Below are 19,831 nucleotides of genomic sequence, written 5' to 3'. Positions count from 1 at the left end.
GGGATAATGGTGGAGTTTGGCTGCGTCAACGATGGAAGGAGGCCCCATGGGCGACAACGATACCCGCACCGAGACCGACAACCCCACCGATAGCGCATCGATGGATGCGCGCCAGCGCCGCTTCGAGGAAGATCTCGTCGACGCGTACGACGAAGAGCTCGAGATGGAGCTCGACGATCGCCGCTTCGACAGCGACGAGGATCTGCTGTTCTCGCCGGAGCGCCGCGAGGCACGCAAGGCGTACTTCCGCGAACTGTTCCGTCTGCAGGGCGAGCTCGTGAAGCTGCAGGACTGGGTGGTGGCCACCGGCCATCGGCTCGTCGTCATTTTCGAAGGGCGCGACGCGGCCGGCAAGGGCGGCGCGATCAAGCGCATCACGCAGCGGCTGAACCCGCGCGTGTGCCGGGTCGCGGCATTGCCCGCGCCGAACAATCGCGAGCGCACGCAATGGTATTTCCAGCGCTACGTCGCGCACCTGCCGGCCGGCGGCGAGATCGTGCTGTTCGACCGCAGCTGGTACAACCGCGCGGGCGTCGAGCGCGTGATGAATTTCTGCACCGACGACGAGTACGAGGAGTTTTTCCGCTCGGTGCCCGAATTCGAGAAGATGCTGGTGCGCAGCGGGGTCCAGATCGTCAAGTACTGGTTCTCGATCACCGATCACGAGCAGGAGACACGCTTCCAGAGCCGGATCGAGGATCCGCTCAAGCAATGGAAGCTGAGCCCGATGGATCTCGAGAGCCGCCGCCGCTGGGAAGCCTATACGGCCGCGAAGGAAGAGATGCTGCTGCGCACGCATATTCCGGAAGCGCCGTGGTGGGTCGTGCAGGCCGTCGACAAGAAACGCGCGCGGTTGAACTGCATTCACCATCTGTTGCAGCAGGTGCCGTATCACGACGTGCCGCGCGCGACGATCGACCTGCCGCAGCGCGAGCATCACGAGGATTACATTCGCCGGCCGGTGCCGGACAACATGATCGTGCCGGACGTCTACTGAGCGGCCGGGGCGGCATCGATGCGATGAAGGGCGCGCCGTGCAACGCGGCGCGCGTCATTTCCGGGCCGGAAGTTCGGCGCGGCTCCGCCCGGCGATCGACGCACAGGGGCGGCCAGGTCGGCGCCATGTCGCGCCGCTTGCCCCGGTGCGTTATGTCACGCCGACAGTGAACAATTTCGCTTGATAGCCGTAACCCTGCCCGGAGACTGCACGCGCGGCAGGCGCGCAGCCGCTCACGGGCTCGCATGCCGGCATCGCACCGGGCGGTTGCCGTTCGTCACAGATCGGGAAAGCCCGATCGCCCCTGCGTCAGGTCGAACAGTTCGGTTCTCGCCGCGGCCTCGACGGCCTCCGGCAGCTTGATCACGAGTTTCACGGTCATCCCGTACGCACTGTCCGCCAGTTCATGGCCCGCCTGTTCGATCCACCGGCGCACGCGTGCTTCGTCGGGATAGCCGATCTCGATCGCAAGCCGCGTGTAACGCACGCGCTCGACGCGTTCGGCGTCGAGCAGCGTCGATGCGATGGCATCCGTATACGCGCGCACCAGCCCGCCCGCGCCGAGCTTCACGCCGCCGTAGTAACGCACGACCGCGCCGAGCACGCCGTCGAGATCGTGATGGCGCAACACTTCCAGGATCGGCCGGCCCGCGGTGCCCGAAGGCTCGCCGTCGTCCGACATGCCCGATTGCCCGCCCGCCAGCAAGGCCCAGCACACGTGCGTGGCCGCCGGATGTTCGTCGCGCAGGCGCTGCAGCACCTGCATCGCGGCGTCGCGGCCTTCGACGGGGATCGCGAACGCGATGAAGCGGCTCTTGCGGATCTCGAGTTCGCGGGTGTAAGTGGTGGCGAGCGAGTAACTCATGATCCTGGCCGCGATAAGGGTATAAAAATCAAGATGTTCCTGTTTGGCCTGCTCGGCTCGATGCTGATCGAGATGGATGCTCAGGCGCACAATTTGCCTGCATTACGCCTGCATTACGCCTGCATTACGCCTGCAGTGTGCCTGCATTGGCTGACCGGGATGAAGGGGGAGGATTTTACAGTGGTACGCGTCGGAGCATTTCGATGTCGCGCAGGCAGGACGCAGACGAACTTTTGACGCTTCACATCCAGCCTGTTCCGTTGCTCAAAACGTAGCCAGTCCCTTCAGGCCGGCCAGCCGACCTTGAAAACTCCCCGGTGCATATGGACTGGCGGCCGGCCGGTGAAGCATGGGTCGGTGCCGTGGCCGCGTCTTGTCTGGTCAGGCACCCGGGGCGGGCTTGCACGGGATGTCGCTGACGACGCCCGTACCCCGGGAGCCATTCCCGATACGCGTCTTCATGGCGTCGCGGCGACCTCGTCCTGCCTGCATTTCCTAACCCAAATACGGCCGTTCGGCGGCGAACAGTGCGCGCCGCGCAAAGGTGCGCCACGCTTCGGGCGCATGATCCTGCATCACGTAGATGCCGGCGACCAGCGCCTGCGCCCGCAACAGTACGGGCATGCCATCGAGTTCGCGGACGGCTTCCGTGACGTCGCCATGGCGAGCCAGCGCGAGGAAGCGGTTCAGGCGGGCCGACAGGTCGGGGATCTCGTATTGTGTCGCGAGCGTCGACAGGCGTGCCTGAACGGCCGGTGTGCTGGCAGGGGATCCCATCGCAAGCGCCAGTATCGCCGTGTACTGGTCGATGCCGTCGTTCGCCGCGAGGCGCTGCGCCTGCGTGCGCAACGCCGCAGAAGCCCCGGACGAGGCGGCCGCCATCCGCAGCACATGGGCCTGAGCGGGCGTGCCGGCGGAAGCCGCCACCGCATCGTCCAGCCGGCCGCGGGCGAGCAGCGCAAGCGGCTGATATGCGCCGGCAGGCGGTGTGTCGCCGGGTTCGTACATCATCAGTCCGCGTACCGTGGCGGATTGTGCGGCCACCGATGCGGCGCGGGATCGGGCGGCCTCCGGATCGACCAGGCGCGCCATGCGCAGCAATTCGACTGCCGCATACTCACGCAGCGTGGGGCTGCCTGCCAATGCCGTTTCGTAGTCGGTCACCGCGTCGCGGTAGCGTCCCTGGATGCCGGCATTCCAGCCGGCTGCATTGGCGAACCATGCGGAATCCGGCCAGCGCCGGTGTCCGGCATCGAACGCGGCATCCTGAGCGGGGCCGGTCGGCATGCACCGCGTGACGAGGTACGCGAGGTCGGGCTGATCCGGCGCGGCGTCGGCCTGCGCCCGCTGCCGCGCGCACACGGCAGCGCGTGCCGCGCTGTCCCTGGCCGCGACCTGCTCGAACCGCATGGTCACGACGTCGATCGGAAAGCGTGCTCGGCGGGCGGCGAGCGCGTCGTCGAAACCGGGAACGGTGCTGGCCAACTGCAGCCAGTCGCTCAGGCGGGCGCTATCGGGGGCGTCGAAACGGACATGGGACAGCAGCATCGGCGCAGCGGCGGTGTTGTCGTTGAACTGCTCGACGAGTTCGGCCGGCGCCATGTCGTCACCGCTGTCGAGGACGGTGCGGATACCGCCGCCGCCCTTCGTCTCGATGCTGGCGGGCGGCGCGGCAAACACCACGTCCGTGATGGCCGGCTGCCAACGCCGCGGCGGCAACCAGCGCGGCGGTTCCGCGCTGGCCGCGCCATAGACGGCCGACCACTGACGCAGCGGCGCGGCGCCCGCGACGGTATAGACGATGCGATTGTCGGCGCGATCGATCGAGGTCTGGAATGCGTCGATCGGATCGCCGTCCTGCGTGCGCGCCGTGACGGCGATTTCACGTCCGGCGTGAGCGTCGATGCTGGCATGGGCGCCGGGTGCGAGCGTGACCTTTTTGCCGTCGACGGAGACCACCACCGTTCGTGCCAGCGGGTTGTAGACCGTGACGGTCGATTCGTCGAGCGACCAGCCGAACACCAGCACCGCGCCAACGATGCCGACGGCCACGCCGGCGCGCGCCAACCCCGGCAGAAACCCGTTGGCCGAGCGGAAGCGCTCCCAGAAGTCGGGATTCTCGATCCGTTGGAACCGCTCGGTATCGACGACGAGCGTGGTGTACGCGGGGGGCGCGGCAGGGATGCCGGCCGGCGCATCGGGCAGCGGCTCGCCGCGCGTGGCTGCCGCGATGCTCGCCTCGGCCTGCAACAATTCGCCGAGGACGACGCGCCCGAGGCTCGACAGGCAACCGGCGGCATGATTGACCCAGCTGTCCGAGACGCGCAGCCAATCGCCGATGTTTTCCCGCACCGGATGGTGCAGGCCCAGCGTGCCCAGCATGGCCGACCAGCTCTCGCAGCCCAGTTCGGCCAGCACGCGCTCGCCAGGCTGGACGTCGTCTGTCGAGCCAAACACATCGACGAGCGCGTGCTGTACGGTTTCCGCGCTGGCCAGCACGACCTTGATTCCGCGCGCGTTGACCGATCCGCTCGCGCTCACGCGTTGCCAGCTGCGGGCGAGGGCGGATTGCGCATCGCGCAGCTCGGCCTCGGCGTGGTGTGCGTAATGAAGGACGTGCAGCAGCCCCTTCAGATAGGCTTGCCATTGTGTCGACAATTGGCCCGCGTGTGCCTGGTGCAGGCTTCGCACCTGCTTGAGCAGCGCGGCCAGGCGTGCGCGGATCTCGGTGCGCTCCGCTGCGACCGAATCGATCGCCGGCTGCAGTTCGCTGTGCTTGAGGATGCGCCCGCGGTGCCGGATCACGCCGTCGGCGGCGGTGTACACACCGTCTCGCAGCGAGCGCAGTAGTGCATGTTCGTGGTCCAGCGCGCGCAACGCCTCCAGATCCTGGCTGATCGACGCCGGATAGAGCGTGTCGGGATCGAGCGTGCCGCTGGCCGGCACCGTGGCGTACAACTCGTCGGCACGGGCGGCATGGCGCGTCGTCGGAAAACCCAGATAGATACCGCGATAGTGGGCCTTGAGTGGTTCGATCGCGAACTGGTCGTCAAGGCGCTGCAACGTGACGTCCGGTTCGACCGCGGCAAGTTCGGTGTCGCCGATCACCTCGCGGGTCATGCGTTCGCGCAAGGCTGGCGCGTCTTCGAAGAGCGTCCACGCGCTGCGCGTGTCTTCCGGCGATGCGAGGTAGGTCCGCTTCGCGTTCTCTTCGCGCTCGTGGTTCTGCGGATGGGTTGCCCACATGCGCGGCGGCTGGGCGAGTTCCGCCTTGAAGACGCGGAACGCCGCGGCATCGGTGACGGGCACCTGCGGCCGCTGCCCGTAAGCCGGATCGTTGTAGATCTGCCCGAGCCGGGTTGCGATGGCCTGCTGCACGACGAAGACGTCGCGCGGCGGGCGTTCGGCGGCGGCCTCGCTGCGCACGAAGCCCACGGCGCGCTCCCAGGCGTCGTCGGCTACCTGCAACCGGTGCAGCGCGTGGATCAGCGCATCGCTGCCGGTGAGCGACACGGCCACCAGGTCGGCCTGCATTTCCATTTCACGCGACAGGGCCCGCTGAACGATCATCACCAGCCGGAATCCGGTATCGACGATCGAACGCAGCGCCCACACGATGAGGCTCAAGCCCCAACCGATCCACGCGACGCGAATGTCGAAGTGCGACAGCTGTCGCAGGAAGCCGTCGAGCGCGTCGCGCTTGCCGACGATATGCGCGGCGATCTGCTGGGTGGTGTACACCCAGCGGCCGAGCGCCATCGAGCGTTGCGCAAAATGCCCGAACTCGTGTGCGCAGACCGCCTTGAATTCGCTCAGGTTGAGCATGTTGACCAGCCCCAGGCCGATCTCCAGATTTTTGCGCGAAGGAAAGACCAGGTTGACGAGCGACAGATCGTAGAACACCGCCGCATTGACGCGCCCGCTCACGAACACCTTGTGCGGGCGCGGCGCGCCGGCATCGTCCGCGACCTGGTCGAGGAACGCGAACAGGCCCGGCTGCTCCGCGCGCTCGAGTTCGATCGCGCCCGCATAGTCTCCCTTCTTGATGAAGAACAGCGCCTTGATGAGGAACACGGTCAGGAACAGGCTGCACGCGCAGACCAGGACGTCGAGCGGACTCCAATGCACACCGAGCGCCAGCAGCCGGCTGACGCCTGTCCAGGCGAACCAGACGGTCAGCGCGAGGTACAGCACGATGAACGTGATCAGTCCGGCCACCGCCAGCCAGGCCTTGCGTTTGTATGAAGGGCTGGGGCGCGTAAAACCGGCGGGTACGTCCGCCGGGCCGGCGGGATAGTGGTTTTCCATGGCGGATGGTGTCTCTGGCGGTGATTGAAGAGAGAGGCCGAAATGCGTGTTAGTGGAATTCACTCGCGAACGGGAATTACTGCACTCGCTTGTTTTTCGTGTCATTTTGGCGCTCGCGACATTCATCCGGAAATGACGGGCTGCAAATCTGTCGGATCGTCATATTGCCGATCGCCGGCCATATTCCCCATGAATCGGGTGCGGTAGCGCGGATCATGGGGTTCGTCAGTCTAGCCCACCAACTCCCTTGTTGTTGCGTTTATCTTCGATGGTCCCAGGGAAGGCGAAGCCGTGTACCTGGTTGAATCGCGCCTTGAACAGAATGTGTCCGGCGCCAGTGCCGCCAGTTGGGCCGATTCAGTTTCGTTCAAAATCGGATCGTCAGTCGTGACCTTGCGATGGTAAGCCGCGCGAAACGCGTCGATGTCGTCGATTGAGACCACTCTATCCGGTGTGAATGAAAGGGGATTTATCCTCAGTGCCACCGACCCAGGAAATAGTCCGGTTCAAAAGTTGAGAAATTTGCCATGATGTGTTCGACTGGATAGATACGAAGACCATGCCATGAAGACGAACCAGTTTGCGGAAGAGCGGATCGCATTTGCGCTGCAGCGAGCCGATTCGGGAGCGAAGGTCCCAGCGATTTGTCAAAAGCCCGGAATGATCGAGGCGACTGTCTACAACCGGAAGAATAGATTCGGGTGACCGGGGCCTTCTGATTTGCGTCGATTACGCCGGCTCGAAGCGGAGAACACGAAGCTGAAACGGCTCATGGCGCACCGGAGCCCGGCCCGACCGTGCGCGCGGGAGGTGACGGAGTTTCACAATGCCAGCTTGATCGGGTAAACAACACTTCTGTCGACGGGCCGGGGCTCGTGCCGTTCGATCAGAATGCGGATGGCAGCAGGTAAGGCCGGTGAAAACAAGGAACGAAGAATATGGATCATTTTCTGCAGGCGGGGGGATCGGCGGCGCTGGGCGTGGCGGTGCTGCTGGCGATTGCGGCGCTGTTGTGGGTGTCCGGGGTCATCCGCTACATCCCGAACGATCGCGTCGGCGTGGTGGAAAAGCTGTGGAGCCTGAGCGGTTCCGTCAAGACGGGATTGCTGGCGTTGCAGGGCGAGGCCGGTTTCCAGCCGGAACTGCTGCGAGGCGGTTTTCACTTCTTCACGCCGTTCCAGTACCGGGTTCATATCCATCCGATGGTCTCCGTGACACAGGGCAAGATCGGATACGTGTTCGCGCGTGACGGGCGCGATCTGCCTGCCGGGCAAACGCTTGCCGACAATTCGGAGGTGGACGACTTCCGGGACGTGCGCGCCTTTATCGAAAAGGAAGGCGAGAAGGGACCGCAACGCAAGGTATTGCGCGAAGGCACGCACATTGTCAATCCTGCGCTATTCGTCGTGATGACCGAGGAGGCGACATATTCGTTGTCGCTCAACTCCCAGGAGAAGGCCTATTACGAAAAGATGCGCGAGCTGCTCGACGAGCGCGGCGGTTTCTCGCCCGTAGTCATCAAGGGCGCCGAGGGTGAGCACGACTCCGATCTTCTGGCGATCGTGACCGTGCAGGATGGCCCGGCCCTGCCAAAGGACGAGTTGCTCGCCCCCGATGTCGGCGACGTCCACAATTCATATCAGGAGCCCGAGAAGTTCCTGGCGGCAGGCGGTCACCGCGGGCGGCAGGAGCGTGTTCTGGTTGAGGGCACCTGGTACATCAATCGCTTGTTCGCGACGGTCGAGTTCATTCGCAAGACGGTTATTCCGGTTGGCTTCGTGGGCGTGGTCGTTTCCTATACGGGCCGCCGCGGCAACGATCTTTCCGGCAGCGACTACAGTCATGGTGAACTGGTGGAGAACGGTTGCCGCGGCGTATGGCGCGCGCCGCTGATGCCGGGCAAGTACGCGTTCAACACCTATGCCGGCAAGATCGAGTTGGTGCCGACGACGAACTTCGTGCTGATGTGGAAATCCGGCGAAAGCGGGTCGAGCTTCGATTCGAACCTGCGAGAAATCACGTTGATCACGAAGGATGCGTTCGAGCCGCTGCTGCCGTTATCGGTCGTCGTGCATATCGACTATCGCAAGGCGCCGATGGTGGTGCAGCGGTTCGGCAATATCGAGCAACTGGTGGAGCAGACGCTCGATCCAATGGTGTCCTCGTACTTCAAGAACGTCTCGCAGACCAAGACGTTCATCGAACTGATCCAGTCACGCAGCGAATTGCAGTTCAATGCATCGAACGACATGCGCGTGCGTTTCCAGGCGTATTCGCTGGAATTTGAGGAAGTGTTGATCGGTACGCCAAAAGCCCAGGCAGGCGACGCGCAGATCGAGAGCATCATGGCCCAGCTGAGGGATCGGCAGATCGCACGCGAGCAAGTCGAGACGTTTGCGCAGAAGCAGATCGCTGCCGACAAGCAGCGCGAGTTGAACGAAGCGGAACAGCGCGCGGCGAAGCAAAAAGAGCTGACCGGGTCGCTCGTGGACATCAGCATCAAGGAAAACCAGGGGTCCGCCAGCGTGAAGGCCGCCGAGAAGCGCCGGCAGGAAATCGAGGCGCTGGCTCACGCCGAGAAGTTCAAGCAGGAAATGGAGGGGTCTGGCCGGGCGTCGGCCATTCGATCCGTGGGCGAGGCGGAAGCGGCTGCGATCAAGGCGAAGTCGGAAGCCTTGCAGGGCGAGGGGTCCGACAAGCAACTGATGCAAACGGTCATGCTGCGGCTGGCCGAGGCATTCGAAACCGCCAAAGTGCCGCTTGTCCCGCAGATCCAGCTCGGCGGCGGCGCCGACGGAAATGCATTCTCGACGTTGATGGCGCTGATGAGTTCGCTCAAGGCGATGGAGTTGTCGGAGTCACGCGCGAGAGGGGGCGTGCAGGGCGGCGGCGCGAGTAGTTCCGATGGGCGACAGGCGTGACGCGGCCGTTATCGGAAGCGTCCCGGCGGCTGCACGGACCTTCGATTCGAAGCGAAGCGCGACACGATCTTGAGGAGGCAAGGGTAGCGTGTGATGTTTGCTTGCCCGGTACGATTCCCCCGTCTCCATGCATTAAAGATGCTCTGCTGCAGGTAATTCAGCGCAGTGCCTTCGGTCATTTCCGTAGTGGGTAATCAAAGTCACGTATATGCAGCTTACCGAACAACAGGTGTTGGCGTTGGCGCCGGATAGCAGCTCGGCCGCGAATGGCAAGAAGCTGGCGCAGCCGAAGCAGTGGCCGATGCTTGGGCGCAATGCCCGCGTGGTATGGGGAGAGTGTCAAGGGAGCGGCAAGAATCCCTATCAGGTCCGTGTGGACCTTGCCGATTTCGCGAGCAAGTGCTCGTGCCCAAGCTTCAAATTCCCCTGTAAACACGCGCTGGGCTTGTTGATCCTGAGCGCCAACCAGCCCGATGCCGTCGCCATTGCCGACGAGCCCGAGTGGGTCGGCGAATGGCTGGAGAAGCGCGCGAACCATGCCGCCAGAAAGGAGGCGCGCGCGACCGTCAAGGCCGAAGCGCCAGTCGATGAGGCCGCGCAGCGAAAGAGAGCCGAGAAGCGCGAAAATCGCGTGCTCGACGGGATGGCTGGATTGCAAGTCTGGCTCGAGGACCTCGTACGCAACGGCCTGGCGCGACTGCCGGCGCAGGGCCCCGCATTTTGGGAACAGATGGCTGCACGGCTGGTCGATGCGCAGGCAACCGGCCTGGCTGCACGTGTACGTGCGTTGGCAGAGCTTCCAGGAAGCCGTGACGATTGGCCGGAACAATTGCTCGCCGAACTCGGTCGCCTTGCGTTGGCAGTGCGTGCCTACGAGCGAATCGATCATCTCACGGTCGATTTGCAGCAGCAGTTGCGGCAATTGATCGGCTTTAGCGTGCGCGAAGAAGACGTGCTGGCCGGCGGCGACGTGTTGCGCGATCGCTGGCATGTGATCGGACAGGTTGTCGACGCCGACGACCGTGTGCGGATACAGCGGACCTGGCTCTCCGGAGAGGCGAGCGGTCGATATGCGCTGTTCATGCAGTTTGCCGTCGGTAATCAGTCGTTTCCCGCGACGTGGCTGCCCGGCACGGCATTTGACGGTGAGCTGGCCTTCTGGCCCGGGAGCGGATCGCGGCGCGCGATCCTCAAAGGTACCGCGACGCCGTTGCCGTCGCCCCTTGCTTTCTCGCACGCTCAGGATCAGATGGGGCTGCTCGAGGCCGCCGCGAATGCGCTGATGGCGAACCCCTGGCGCGATCGCATTGCAACCGTACTCGACGCAGCCGTGCCGGTTTACGCCGACGGTGCGTGGCATGCCGTCGCCCCGAGCGGGCATGGGCTGCCTGTGCAGGGCGACAACCATTGGACCTGGCTGGCGATTGCCGGCGGCCGCCCTCGGCCGGTCGCCGTGGAGTGGGATGGTGACGCGATTCGCCCTCTGGGCATGTATGTCGATGGACGCTATCAAAGTCTGGCGGGAGGTGCGCGATGAAGGATCTCGTTCGTACCGCGCTCGTCGGAACGGCCAACGCGCCTCACGACGCGTCCACTCTGGCAGAGATCGATGCGTTGTTGCCGGAGGGGAGCCGGGAGCAGCGCCTGTTGTTGCAGGCCGGTAGCCTTGCTGTTTACAGCGGAGCCGGACGTCTGCCCCGTACGGCGAAATTGCCCGTCCCCGCGCCGGACGAGGTCGAACGGGAAACGCCTGCGGTGCTCACGCCGTTGATCGCGTCCGCCATCGCGGACGAGATACCCGGACTGAGCGAATGGCTGGCGCCGCGCGTCGCGCAGGCTGGCTATCGGCTGCCGCCGGCGCTATTGCCGGACGTGCTCGGCAAAACCACGGCGCTCCCATATTGGCATGGCGTCCTCGGCGGGCGTGGCCGATGGCTCGCGTCACAGAACCCGGGCTGGGATGAGCGGTTGAAGCAGCTTGCGCCTTCCAGTCGGGATGAAGCCGCGTTGCTGCGGATATGGGAAGAGGGTGGGATAGCTGCGCGCGTCGAAGCGCTACGCGGGCTGCGTAGCATCGACGCGGCCAGGGCGCGTGACATGCTGGCCGGTGTCTTGCCAAAGGAGAAGGCGGATCCGCGTCAACAACTCGTCAACGCGATGGCAGCCAATCTCGGCATCGACGATGAGCCATTTCTCGAAAGCCTGCTCGACGATCGTGCGCAAACGGTACGCATGACGGCGGCCGACCTGCTGGCGCGATTGCCGGGCTCTGCCTTCATGCGCCGCATGACGGCGCGGGCCGATGCCTGTGTGCGCTGGCAAGCGGCAACGCCTGCCAGCGGCGCCGTCGCCAGGTTCGCCTCCTTCCTGGGCAAGCACGGCGATCCGGTATTGACCGTCGAGATCCCGAGCGAACTACCGAAAGACTGGGCGCGCGATGGCATCGTCGATGGGGCGAATCACGGGGAGGGCAAGCGTGCGTCATGGTTGCGCCAGGTGCTGTCGCTCATTCCGCCCGCGCGCTGGAGCGAGGCGGCGAGCAGCGAAGCGGAAGTGCTGATTCCACTGATGGCGGGCAACGACTGGGCCGATTCGTTGCTGTCCGGGTGTGCGACCGCTGCGTGTCGTGCGGGCGATCCCGCTTGGGCGGCGGCGTTCCTGCGATTTGCACTGGGTAGCGACAAGCCATCGCCTCTTCTGGGCGGGCTGATCCCCGCCTTGTGGGATGCCTCGCTTCCCGTCGTTTGCGAAAGCGAACTGTGCCGCCAACTTGCGCTGGGCGAAGTCGAGCGGGCTAACGCATTCGCTCGCCGGCTGGATGCGCCATGGCCGACCGAGGTCGTCCGCACCTTCGCGCGCACTTTTTTCTCGGACGCCAAACAAAGCCGAAAACCGGCGGACTTGATGCTGCGTTATGACCTGGCAGGTCTGGCAAGGTTGGCCATATTGCGTGCGGCCGATGCCGACCTGGCCCTTCTGTCACCTGTCGTGGAACTGTATGCCGGCTGGCTTGGAAACGTCTTCGCCGGCCAACCTCGCATGCTGGAGCAGGCGCGTGAAATCGTCGCGCTCATGCAAGCCAAACAAACCGTGATCAAGGAGATGCCGCTGTGAGCGACAACCTCAGTACCGTGCTGCGCCAGCACGCCGAAACGCAGTATGCCGAAGAACTCGCGGAACTGGCACGCCATGACAAGCGTACTCGCCCGGCGAACTGGAAGCTGTCGCCGTGGGCGGTCAGGACTTACATGCTGGGCGGCAAGCTCGACAATGGCTTCGAGGTCACGCCGAAGTACATCGGCAGCGGCCGACTGATCGAGATTGCCGTCGCGACGCTTGCGACCGATCGTGCGCTGCTGCTCTACGGGGTGCCGGGTACGGCGAAGAGCTGGGTATCGGAACATCTCGCGGCAGCGATCAGTGGCGATTCCACGTTGCTGATTCAGGGGACGGCCGGAACCGACGAGACGGCGTTACGTTACGGTTGGAACTACGCACGCCTGTTGTCGGAGGGGCCGTCGGAGCAAGCCCTGGTTCCCAGTCCGATGCTCAACGCGATGCGAGGTGGCAAGCTGGCGCGGCTGGAAGAGATGACGCGTGTGCCGAGCGAGGTGCAGGACACGCTGATTACCCTCCTGTCGGAAAAGACTCTGCCGGTGCCGGAACTCGGCATCGAGGTGCAGGCACAGCGCGGTTTCAACGTGATAGCGACGGCGAACAATCGCGACCGTGGCGTCAACGAGATGTCGTCGGCCTTGATGCGCCGTTTCAACACGGTGATCTTGCCCACCCCGGAGACATTCGACGAGGAGGTCGCAATCGTCAGCCGCCGCGTCGCCGAACTGGGCCAGGCGCTGGCGTTGCCGGCCGAGAAGCCGGCGCTGGAGGAAGTTCGCCGTGTCGTTGCCGTGTTCCGCGAATTGCGTAACGGCTTGACCGAGGACGGCAAGACCAAACTCAAGACGCCCAGCGGCACGCTTTCGACGGCTGAAGCGATTTCGGTGCTGGGCCACGGTATGGCCGTGGCGGGCTACTACAGCGACGGCGTGTTGCGTGCCGCCGATCTGGCAGCGGGCCTGACGGGCGCGATTGTCAAGGACCCGGTGCAGGACAAGCTGGTCTGGATGGAATACCTCAAGACGGTTGTAAAGGAGCGCGACGACTGGAAGGATTTTTATCGCGCTTGCATGGAAGTGGTCTGATGGCGGTTCGATACTACGGTATCCGTCACCATGGCCCCGGTTGCGCGCGGGCGCTGAATGCCGCACTTGCGGCACAACAACCTGACGTCGTGTTGCTTGAAGGGCCGCCGGAAGCGGACGCCATTGTCGCGTTGGCGGGTGACGCCGCCATGCGGCCTCCCGTGGCATTGCTCGTCTACCCGAGCGAAGCGCCGCGGCTGGGCGCGTTTTACCCGTTTGCCGAGTTTTCTCCGGAGTGGCAGGCGATTCGTCATGCGACGACTCACAACGTGCCGCTGTGGTTCATGGATCTGCCCGCCACGCATGGTTTTGCCGAATCCCTTGCGCAAGAGGCGGCTGCCGAAGGGGCGTCGACGGCCGGTGATATCGCCATCGATGCCGATGCGGAAGAGGGGGCGTGTCCGTCACCGGAGAAGCCGGACGACGCATTGCCGCCGGCCTGGCGCATGGACCCGATCGGTGAACTGTCCCGAGCCGCGGGCTACGACGATCACGAATCGTGGTGGGAAGTCGAAGTCGAACAGCGTCGCGACGCCGGAGAGCTGTTTGCGGCCATTGAGGAGGCGATGGTCGCGCTGCGCGAGCACGCCCCGGCGCCCCCGCCGCGCGAAGCGCGACGTGAAGCTCACATGCGCATGCGGGTACGCGAGGCGCAAAAGGCCGGCTATCAGAGCATCGCGGTCGTATGCGGCGCCTGGCACATTCCGGCATTGACGCAGGCGGCCAGGATCAAGGACGACACGGCGCTTCTGAAGGGCTTGCCCAAGACCCGGACGGAAGCAACCTGGGTGCCGTGGAGCGACGACCGTCTGAGCTATGTCGGTGGATACGGTGCCGGTGTCGAATCACCGGGTTGGTATCGTCACCTGTGGCAAAACCCGGACTCAGCGGGCTTGCGTTGGGTCACCGAATGCGCACGCATGATGCGCGCGGAAGGGTTGGATGTGTCGTCCGCCAGCGTGATCGAAACCGTACGTCTGGCCGATGCGCTTGCCGCGATGCGAGATTTGCCGCTGCCCGGGCTTGCCGAGCAGCGCGAGGCGATGATGACCGTACTCTGTCACGGTCAGGCGGAGACGCTGTCCTTGATCCGTCGCAAGCTCGAAATCGGTGAACAACTGGGATCGGTGCCGGAATCCGTGCTGGCGGCACCGCTGCAGCGGGATCTCGACGCATGCCAAAAGCGCCTGCGCTTCAAGCCCACGACCGAGATCAGGCAGATCGATCTGGATCTACGTGAAGACGGCGGTCGACAGCGCAGCGTGCTGCTGCATCGCCTCAATCTGCTTGACGTTGCCTGGGGCAGCCTGCTGCGAGACAACAATCGTACCGGCACCTTCCGCGAGACGTGGGAATTGCGCTGGCAGCCTGACATGGTTGTCGCACTGATTGCGACCAGCCGCTACGGCAATACGATCGAGGATGCCGCAACGCACCGCCTGTGCGAACGCGCACGCGCGGGCGCGGAATTGCCGCAACTCACCGGAATGCTCGACCAGGCCGTGCTTGCGCGACTTCCTGTCGCTATCGACGTTCTGCTTGCCTGTGTACAGACGCAGGCGGCCGTCGCGGCCGACCTGGCGCATCTGATGACCGCGTTGCCGCCGCTGGCGCGCGTGGTCCGATATGGTGACGTGCGAGGAACCACCGGCACGGATCTGGAACCCATCGTCGAAGGGCTGGTTGAGCGTATCGTCGTCGGGCTTGCGGCAGCCGCAAGCTGTATCGACGAAGCTGCCGCCACCGGGATGCTGGCGCATCTCGACGGCGTGCAGGGCGCGCTCGATACGCTGGACATTGCGACATTGCGCGACGACTGGCTCGACTGCCTGGTCAATCTGACTGCGGACGACGCCGTCGCTCCCGTCGTGCGTGGCTTCGCACTGCGTCTGGCGTTCGACCGTCAACGCATCGATACCGAGGAACTCGCACGCCAGGCGGGCCTTGCACTTGCCGCCGCCGTTCCGCCGGCGGACTCTACCGGCTGGCTGACCGGACTCCTGCGCGGAAGCGGGCTTTTGCTGCTGCAGCAAGACGCACTCTGGCGCGTCATCGATACGTGGCTTGCCGGCCTTCCGCACGACGTCTTCCTTGACCGTCTGCCTTTGCTGCGCCGCGCGTTCGCTGATTTCCACGCTGCCGAGCGGCGTGAAATGGGCGGCAAGGTTCGGCGACTCGACACGCCCGCCATGGCGGCGGCCGCTGTCGTCGAACTCGACCATGCACGGGCGGCCCGCGTGCTGCCGGTGCTTGCCGCCATCCTGGGGAAATGACATGAGCGTCAACACGGATCTCGAAACCGACCGCATGCAGCGCTGGCGCCTGGTTCTGGGCAGCGATGCCCAGGAAAGCTGCGGTACGACGTTGCCCACGGAACTCATCCGTGCCGACAATGCCCTTGCAGCGCTGTATGACAGCGATCGCCAGGGCAATCTTGGCGCCAGCAGTCCGAATGTTGCGCGTTGGCTGGGCGATATTCGCGAATTTTTTCCAACGTCCGTCGTACAGGTCATGCAGCAGGACGCCCTGGAGCGTTTGAACCTGCGCAAGATGCTGCTGGAACCGGAACTGCTCGAGTCGGTGGAACCGGATGTTCATCTGGTTGCGAGCCTGATGTCGTTGTCACGTGTGATGCCGGCCAAGACGCGGGAGACCGCGCGAAGGGTCGTGCGGCGCGTGGTCGATGAACTGGAGCGCAGGCTGGCCGAGCCGATGCGCCAGGCGATACGCGGCAGCCTCAATCGTGCGGAACGCAATCACAGGCCGCGCCTGAATGAAATCGATTGGCATCGCACCATCCGCGCGAACCTGTCGCGCTACCTGCCCGAACAGCGGACGGTGATTGCGGAAAAGCTGGTGGGCTATGCACGAAAACGGTCGGCGCTGCGCGACGTGGTTCTCTGTGTGGATCAGAGCGGATCGATGGCTGCATCGGTGGTCTACGCCGGGGTGTTTGCCGCCGTCATGGCGTCACTGCGGGCGGTCCGTACCCGCATGGTCGTGTTCGATACCAATGTCGTCGATTTGACCGACGAAGCGGGCGACCCGGTCGATCTGCTGTTCGGCGTGCAACTGGGCGGCGGCACCGACATCAATCGCGCGTTAGGCTACTGTCAGCAGGTCATCAACCGTCCGGAGCAAACCATTCTCGTGTTGATCACCGATCTGTACGAAGGCGGCAATCAACAAGAGATGTTGCAACGCGCGGCAGCGCTCAAGGTGGCCGGCGTCAACGTCATCTGCCTGCTCGCACTGGCAGACAATGGCGCACCTGGCTACGATCACCACAATGCGGCCCGCTTCGCCGCGCTTGGCATTCCCGCCTTTGCCTGTACACCCGACAGGTTTCCGGAATTGATGGCGGCTGCAATCCAGAAGCAGGACATTGCGCTTTGGGCTGCTCAACAGGGTTTTGTGACGAATCGCACGGATGGCTAGGAAGGCGTCGAGGCAATCAGGGGCGCACGCGGGGACAGGATTTTCCCAGCGGGCGCCGGGTCTCGGTCGCAAGGTGGGGCGAACTGACGCGAGAAAGGAAACCGGACGAGACGAAGCGCGATGCGATGAGGTGGCCGGTCGGAGCTGATGAAAGGGATGTTGCTGCCGCTGTCAACGGAGACGGTGCGTTCGTCGTCGCTGGAGCATTACATGGCGCTTGCGCTGGCTCGTTACGGGAATGGCGATCGTGACGGGGGCGCCTGCCTGCCGGGCGTCGTCTACCACGCGTTTGTCATGCGAAGCGAGACGACTGTCTATCGTTTTAATGTAGGATGGCTAATGATTTGTTGAGCGTGTTCTTGTGGGTCTCGAATTCGCGGACGTCAGTAGTGGAGAGCGAGAAACTCATGAGTCGCGAGTGGAAGCGCGTAATGTGTATAAGGCTGGACTAGACCAGACAGGGAGCGTCAGATCGTCTGTCTCAGTTCGGCCGCCGCTCGCTTCCCGGCTTTCCCAACGACAGATACGTATGGCGAATTCCGCCGCCCGTCCCACCCCCGGCGAACATTGATGTACAGGCGCGCGCCGACGCGTACTACGGGCGGCTATTCTGTCACTGACGCCGAAATACCAGACGACAACCCTGATGTTTTGCCAATTACATCGGCAACCATCTCGGCAATCAACCGCACGCGGGGTGAGCGTCTTACGTCCGGATGCATCAATAGCCACAACGGTCGGGTGATCGGACAGGCGTGATTTGATATCCGTAGAAGCGCCGGATCCTGTTCGGCCAAAAAACACGGAAGCACCGCCACTCCTAACCCAGCTTTGGCTGCATGAAATAGGGCGGAGAGGTCGTTGCTTCGGAATACGAATCGTCTATCTCCGGCGAACTGTTTGAGCCAGCGTTGCTGCGGCACCTGACTGAGATGCTCGTCATAGCCCAGGAATTCCCATTCCGACTCCGACCGTTCTCGATACCCGGTCGCAGCGTAAAGGCCATAACCCATTTCGCCGACGCGTCGCGCGGCCAGGCCTGAAGTGGTAGGCCTGGACATGCGAATCGCCAGATCCGCCTCGCCGCGAGACAGACTCGCATCACGTGACTCCCCCATCACCTCGAGATCGATGTTCGGCCATTGGGCACGCATTTCGGACAGACGCGGCACCAGAAGATGGCTCGCCAGCACAGGCGGCTCAGACAGCCGCACCGTGCCGCTCAACGACGATATGCCAGCGGCCGCGCGGGAAAACGCGTGCGCTTCTTCGTCGAGGCATGTCGCATGCCGGGCGAGGGTTTCTCCCTCCAGGGTAAGCGTCCAGCCCTTCGGCAGACGATCAAACAGTCTAAGTCCCAGTGACTGCTCCAGCGCTCCGACCCTGCGGGCAACCGTTGAATGCTCGACGCAGAGCTTACGCGCCGCACCCGAGAGACTTCTGGTTCGCGTGAGTTCGAGGAAATACCGGATGTCGTCCCATTGCAGGCGAGAGCCTTCCAGCAGAGCGCTACCTGTGTTTTTTTGCACACTCATTGTCGATCTATGCGGAATTGAACCGGGCTTCCTCTCAGTGCACCATGAACTTGCCAGATAACACATCATGAGGAAAACATGCCTTCCATTGCCATACCGATGACGTCGCCGCTACCTGCTGTCGAACTCGCCATTGCACGGCACGGTGACGCTTCGACGCTAAAACTGCACGAGACCATGCTCCCAGCGCCCGCACCCGGCGACGTGCGCATCCGCCAGACAGCTATCGGCGTCAATTTTGTCGATATCTATCACCGCACGGGCCTCTACCCGCTGCCAGCACTTCCCGCCGTGCTGGGCGTCGAAGCCACAGGCATCATCGACGCCATCGGCGAAGGCGTCGAATCGCTGTACATTGGCCAGCGCGTCGCCTACGCCGGTCCGCCGGTCGGCAGCTATACCAGCGCGCGCAATATTGCTGCGGCTCGCGTTCTCCCCTTGCCAGATGACATCGACGATGACACGGCTGCCAGCCTGCTGCTGCGGGGCATCACCACACATATGCTGTCTTCCTGCGTCTACACCATCAAGCCCGGCGACACGGTGCTGATCCAGGCCGCTGCCGGCGGACTCGGACTCGTCGTGACACAATGGGCCAAAGCGCTAGGCGCGCGTGTCATCGGCACCGTTGGTTCGAAAGCAAAGGCGGAACTCGCGAAAGAGTTTGGTCTGGACGATGCGATTCTCTACCGCGAACAGAACCTCACCACTGCCGTCCACGCACTGACAGATGGTCGTGGCGTTGATTACGCCATCGACGGCATCGGGGGCAAGACGTTCATCGAGACGCTCGGCACCGTGCGCCCATTTGGAATGGTCGCCAGCGTCGGCCAGGTCGACGGTGATCCCGGGCCAATCGATCTGTCTCTGCTCGGTCCCGCACGTTCGATTGCACTTTCGCGTCCGAGCGTGTTCCGCTACATTGCCGATCCGTTGCGATACCGCGAAGCGGGGCTGGCTACATTCCAACGCGTGCGAAGCGGTCTGAGAGCGCAGATCGGAGCCGTGCTACCGCTGGCCGAAGCAGGCGAAGCGCAGCGTCGGCTGGAAACGGGCAAAGCAAACGGCTCGATCATATTGCGCCCCTGATGCTCTATGTGCAGACCGGCGACTTCATACGAGACCGGGTTCGTGGCAGCGCCGACTTATATCCGGGGTAAGTGAGAAGTTGATAGTCCCAACGACGTGAGTATGGTATGGAGTCGGGCTATGTAGTCCGGCTCGATGGCGCCATCGATGCGCGGAGCGACATGCACCATGGCCAAAGTCGGAACGAGCAGCGACACTTCGCCGTCCGGGTCATCGATGCGCGCGATGTACGCTTCGGCGCGGTAGTCGTCGAGCCCGTCATAGAGTCGATCGATCTCGCAGTGCGTGAGCGCGTAGATCATCCCTTCGGCCACCTCACCCGGAGCGCAAATCAGGATGGCCTTCGTCGCCACCACGACACGGTGATCGAGTATGCGCCCGATGCGAGGCTGCCGTGGATGTACCCCCTTTGCTGCGAGGTTGGCGCCATCCATGTGCAGGCCATAGAAAAATATGTCGACAAGTCGTTCCATCGT

The 19,831-nt window shown here is 63.8% G+C and carries 14 protein-coding genes; 10 read left to right on the top strand and 4 right to left on the bottom strand.

What is annotated here, in order from left to right:
• Positions 1-46: 46 nt before the first annotated feature.
• The gene (gene ppk2, locus GQ57_RS00725; RefSeq protein ID WP_031396794.1) at positions 47-997 is read left to right on the top strand and encodes a polyphosphate kinase 2; all 951 of its coding nucleotides are present in this window, start codon (positions 47-49) and stop codon (positions 995-997) included.
• 277 nt (positions 998-1,274) lie between these two features.
• Here ppk2 and GQ57_RS00720 read toward each other — a convergent pair whose 3' ends face one another.
• Positions 1,275-1,862: an IMPACT family protein gene (locus GQ57_RS00720; protein WP_034196771.1), complete on the bottom strand. Its 588-nt coding sequence runs from the start codon at positions 1,860-1,862 to the stop codon at positions 1,275-1,277.
• 33 nt (positions 1,863-1,895) lie between these two features.
• On the opposite strand from GQ57_RS00720, the gene GQ57_RS00715 reads away from it, so the two are divergent.
• Positions 1,896-2,099, top strand: a complete 204-nt coding sequence (locus tag GQ57_RS00715; protein WP_034196770.1) for a hypothetical protein — start codon at positions 1,896-1,898, stop codon at positions 2,097-2,099.
• A 258-nt stretch (positions 2,100-2,357) separates the two neighbouring features.
• Here the strand turns inward: GQ57_RS00715 and GQ57_RS00710 are convergent, their stop codons facing one another.
• Positions 2,358-6,170: a M48 family metallopeptidase gene (locus GQ57_RS00710; RefSeq protein WP_052000969.1), complete on the bottom strand. Its 3,813-nt coding sequence runs from the start codon at positions 6,168-6,170 to the stop codon at positions 2,358-2,360.
• 938 nt (positions 6,171-7,108) lie between these two features.
• On the opposite strand from GQ57_RS00710, the gene GQ57_RS00700 reads away from it, so the two are divergent.
• The 7 genes from GQ57_RS00700 (at position 7,109) to GQ57_RS41235 (ending at position 17,082) form a co-directional block, all read left to right on the top strand.
• Positions 7,109-9,091, top strand: a complete 1,983-nt coding sequence (locus tag GQ57_RS00700; protein ID WP_034196769.1) for an SPFH domain-containing protein — start codon at positions 7,109-7,111, stop codon at positions 9,089-9,091.
• A 208-nt stretch (positions 9,092-9,299) separates the two neighbouring features.
• A complete protein-coding gene (locus GQ57_RS00695; RefSeq protein ID WP_031396790.1) occupies positions 9,300-10,628 on the top strand; it encodes an SWIM zinc finger family protein in 1,329 nt (442 codons plus the stop codon).
• The gene (locus GQ57_RS00690) at positions 10,625-12,205 is read left to right on the top strand and encodes a DUF5691 domain-containing protein (protein ID WP_034196768.1); all 1,581 of its coding nucleotides are present in this window, start codon (positions 10,625-10,627) and stop codon (positions 12,203-12,205) included. The genes GQ57_RS00695 and GQ57_RS00690 overlap by 4 nt, the downstream gene beginning before the upstream one ends.
• Entirely contained in the window at positions 12,202-13,293 is a 1,092-nt protein-coding gene (locus GQ57_RS00685) for an ATP-binding protein (protein ID WP_034196767.1), read from the top strand. Before GQ57_RS00690 ends, GQ57_RS00685 begins: the two co-directional genes overlap by 4 nt.
• Positions 13,293-15,566: a DUF5682 family protein gene (locus GQ57_RS00680; RefSeq protein WP_031396787.1), complete on the top strand. Its 2,274-nt coding sequence runs from the start codon at positions 13,293-13,295 to the stop codon at positions 15,564-15,566. Before GQ57_RS00685 ends, GQ57_RS00680 begins: the two co-directional genes overlap by 1 nt.
• 1 nt (position 15,567) lies before the next feature.
• Entirely contained in the window at positions 15,568-16,731 is a 1,164-nt protein-coding gene (locus GQ57_RS00675; protein WP_034196766.1) for a vWA domain-containing protein, read from the top strand.
• Positions 16,732-16,887: 156 nt separating this feature from the next.
• Positions 16,888-17,082 carry a hypothetical protein gene (locus GQ57_RS41235; protein WP_152603155.1) on the top strand — a complete coding sequence of 65 codons (195 nt, stop codon included), beginning with the start codon at positions 16,888-16,890 and terminating at the stop codon, positions 17,080-17,082.
• A gap of 254 nt (positions 17,083-17,336) precedes the next feature.
• Here the strand turns inward: GQ57_RS41235 and GQ57_RS38660 are convergent, their stop codons facing one another.
• Positions 17,337-18,266 carry a LysR family transcriptional regulator gene (locus GQ57_RS38660; protein WP_081896547.1) on the bottom strand — a complete coding sequence of 310 codons (930 nt, stop codon included), beginning with the start codon at positions 18,264-18,266 and terminating at the stop codon, positions 17,337-17,339.
• 99 nt (positions 18,267-18,365) lie between these two features.
• Between GQ57_RS38660 and GQ57_RS00670 the strand changes: the two genes are divergently transcribed.
• A complete protein-coding gene (locus GQ57_RS00670; protein WP_034196765.1) occupies positions 18,366-19,355 on the top strand; it encodes a quinone oxidoreductase family protein in 990 nt (329 codons plus the stop codon).
• A gap of 56 nt (positions 19,356-19,411) precedes the next feature.
• On the opposite strand, the gene GQ57_RS00665 is transcribed toward GQ57_RS00670, so the two are convergent.
• Entirely contained in the window at positions 19,412-19,828 is a 417-nt protein-coding gene (locus GQ57_RS00665) for a gamma-glutamylcyclotransferase family protein (RefSeq protein ID WP_034196764.1), read from the bottom strand.
• Positions 19,829-19,831 lie beyond the last annotated feature (3 nt).

The organism is Burkholderia sp. MSh2 (assembly GCF_000731655.1).
GTDB lineage: Bacteria > Pseudomonadota > Gammaproteobacteria > Burkholderiales > Burkholderiaceae > Burkholderia > Burkholderia paludis.
This window is presented reverse-complemented; position numbering and strand designations above follow the sequence as displayed.

Excerpts from the sequence above, each read along its gene's own strand:
- GQ57_RS00675 (WP_034196766.1), top strand. The coding sequence starts at position 15,568 with ATGAGCGTCAACACGGATCTCGAAACCGACCGCATGCAGCGCTGGCGC.
- GQ57_RS00680 (WP_031396787.1), top strand. The coding sequence starts at position 13,293 with ATGGCGGTTCGATACTACGGTATCCGTCACCATGGCCCCGGTTGCGCG.
- ppk2 (WP_031396794.1), top strand. The coding sequence starts at position 47 with ATGGGCGACAACGATACCCGCACCGAGACCGACAACCCCACCGATAGC.
- GQ57_RS00665 (WP_034196764.1), bottom strand. The coding sequence starts at position 19,828 with ATGGAACGACTTGTCGACATATTTTTCTATGGCCTGCACATGGATGGC.
- GQ57_RS00720 (WP_034196771.1), bottom strand. The coding sequence starts at position 1,862 with ATGAGTTACTCGCTCGCCACCACTTACACCCGCGAACTCGAGATCCGC.
- GQ57_RS00700 (WP_034196769.1), top strand. The coding sequence starts at position 7,109 with ATGGATCATTTTCTGCAGGCGGGGGGATCGGCGGCGCTGGGCGTGGCG.
- GQ57_RS00710 (WP_052000969.1), bottom strand. The coding sequence starts at position 6,170 with ATGGAAAACCACTATCCCGCCGGCCCGGCGGACGTACCCGCCGGTTTT.
- GQ57_RS41235 (WP_152603155.1), top strand. The coding sequence starts at position 16,888 with ATGTTGCTGCCGCTGTCAACGGAGACGGTGCGTTCGTCGTCGCTGGAG.
- GQ57_RS00715 (WP_034196770.1), top strand. The coding sequence starts at position 1,896 with ATGTTCCTGTTTGGCCTGCTCGGCTCGATGCTGATCGAGATGGATGCT.
- GQ57_RS38660 (WP_081896547.1), bottom strand. The coding sequence starts at position 18,266 with ATGAGTGTGCAAAAAAACACAGGTAGCGCTCTGCTGGAAGGCTCTCGC.
- GQ57_RS00695 (WP_031396790.1), top strand. The coding sequence starts at position 9,300 with ATGCAGCTTACCGAACAACAGGTGTTGGCGTTGGCGCCGGATAGCAGC.
- GQ57_RS00670 (WP_034196765.1), top strand. The coding sequence starts at position 18,366 with ATGACGTCGCCGCTACCTGCTGTCGAACTCGCCATTGCACGGCACGGT.
- GQ57_RS00690 (WP_034196768.1), top strand. The coding sequence starts at position 10,625 with ATGAAGGATCTCGTTCGTACCGCGCTCGTCGGAACGGCCAACGCGCCT.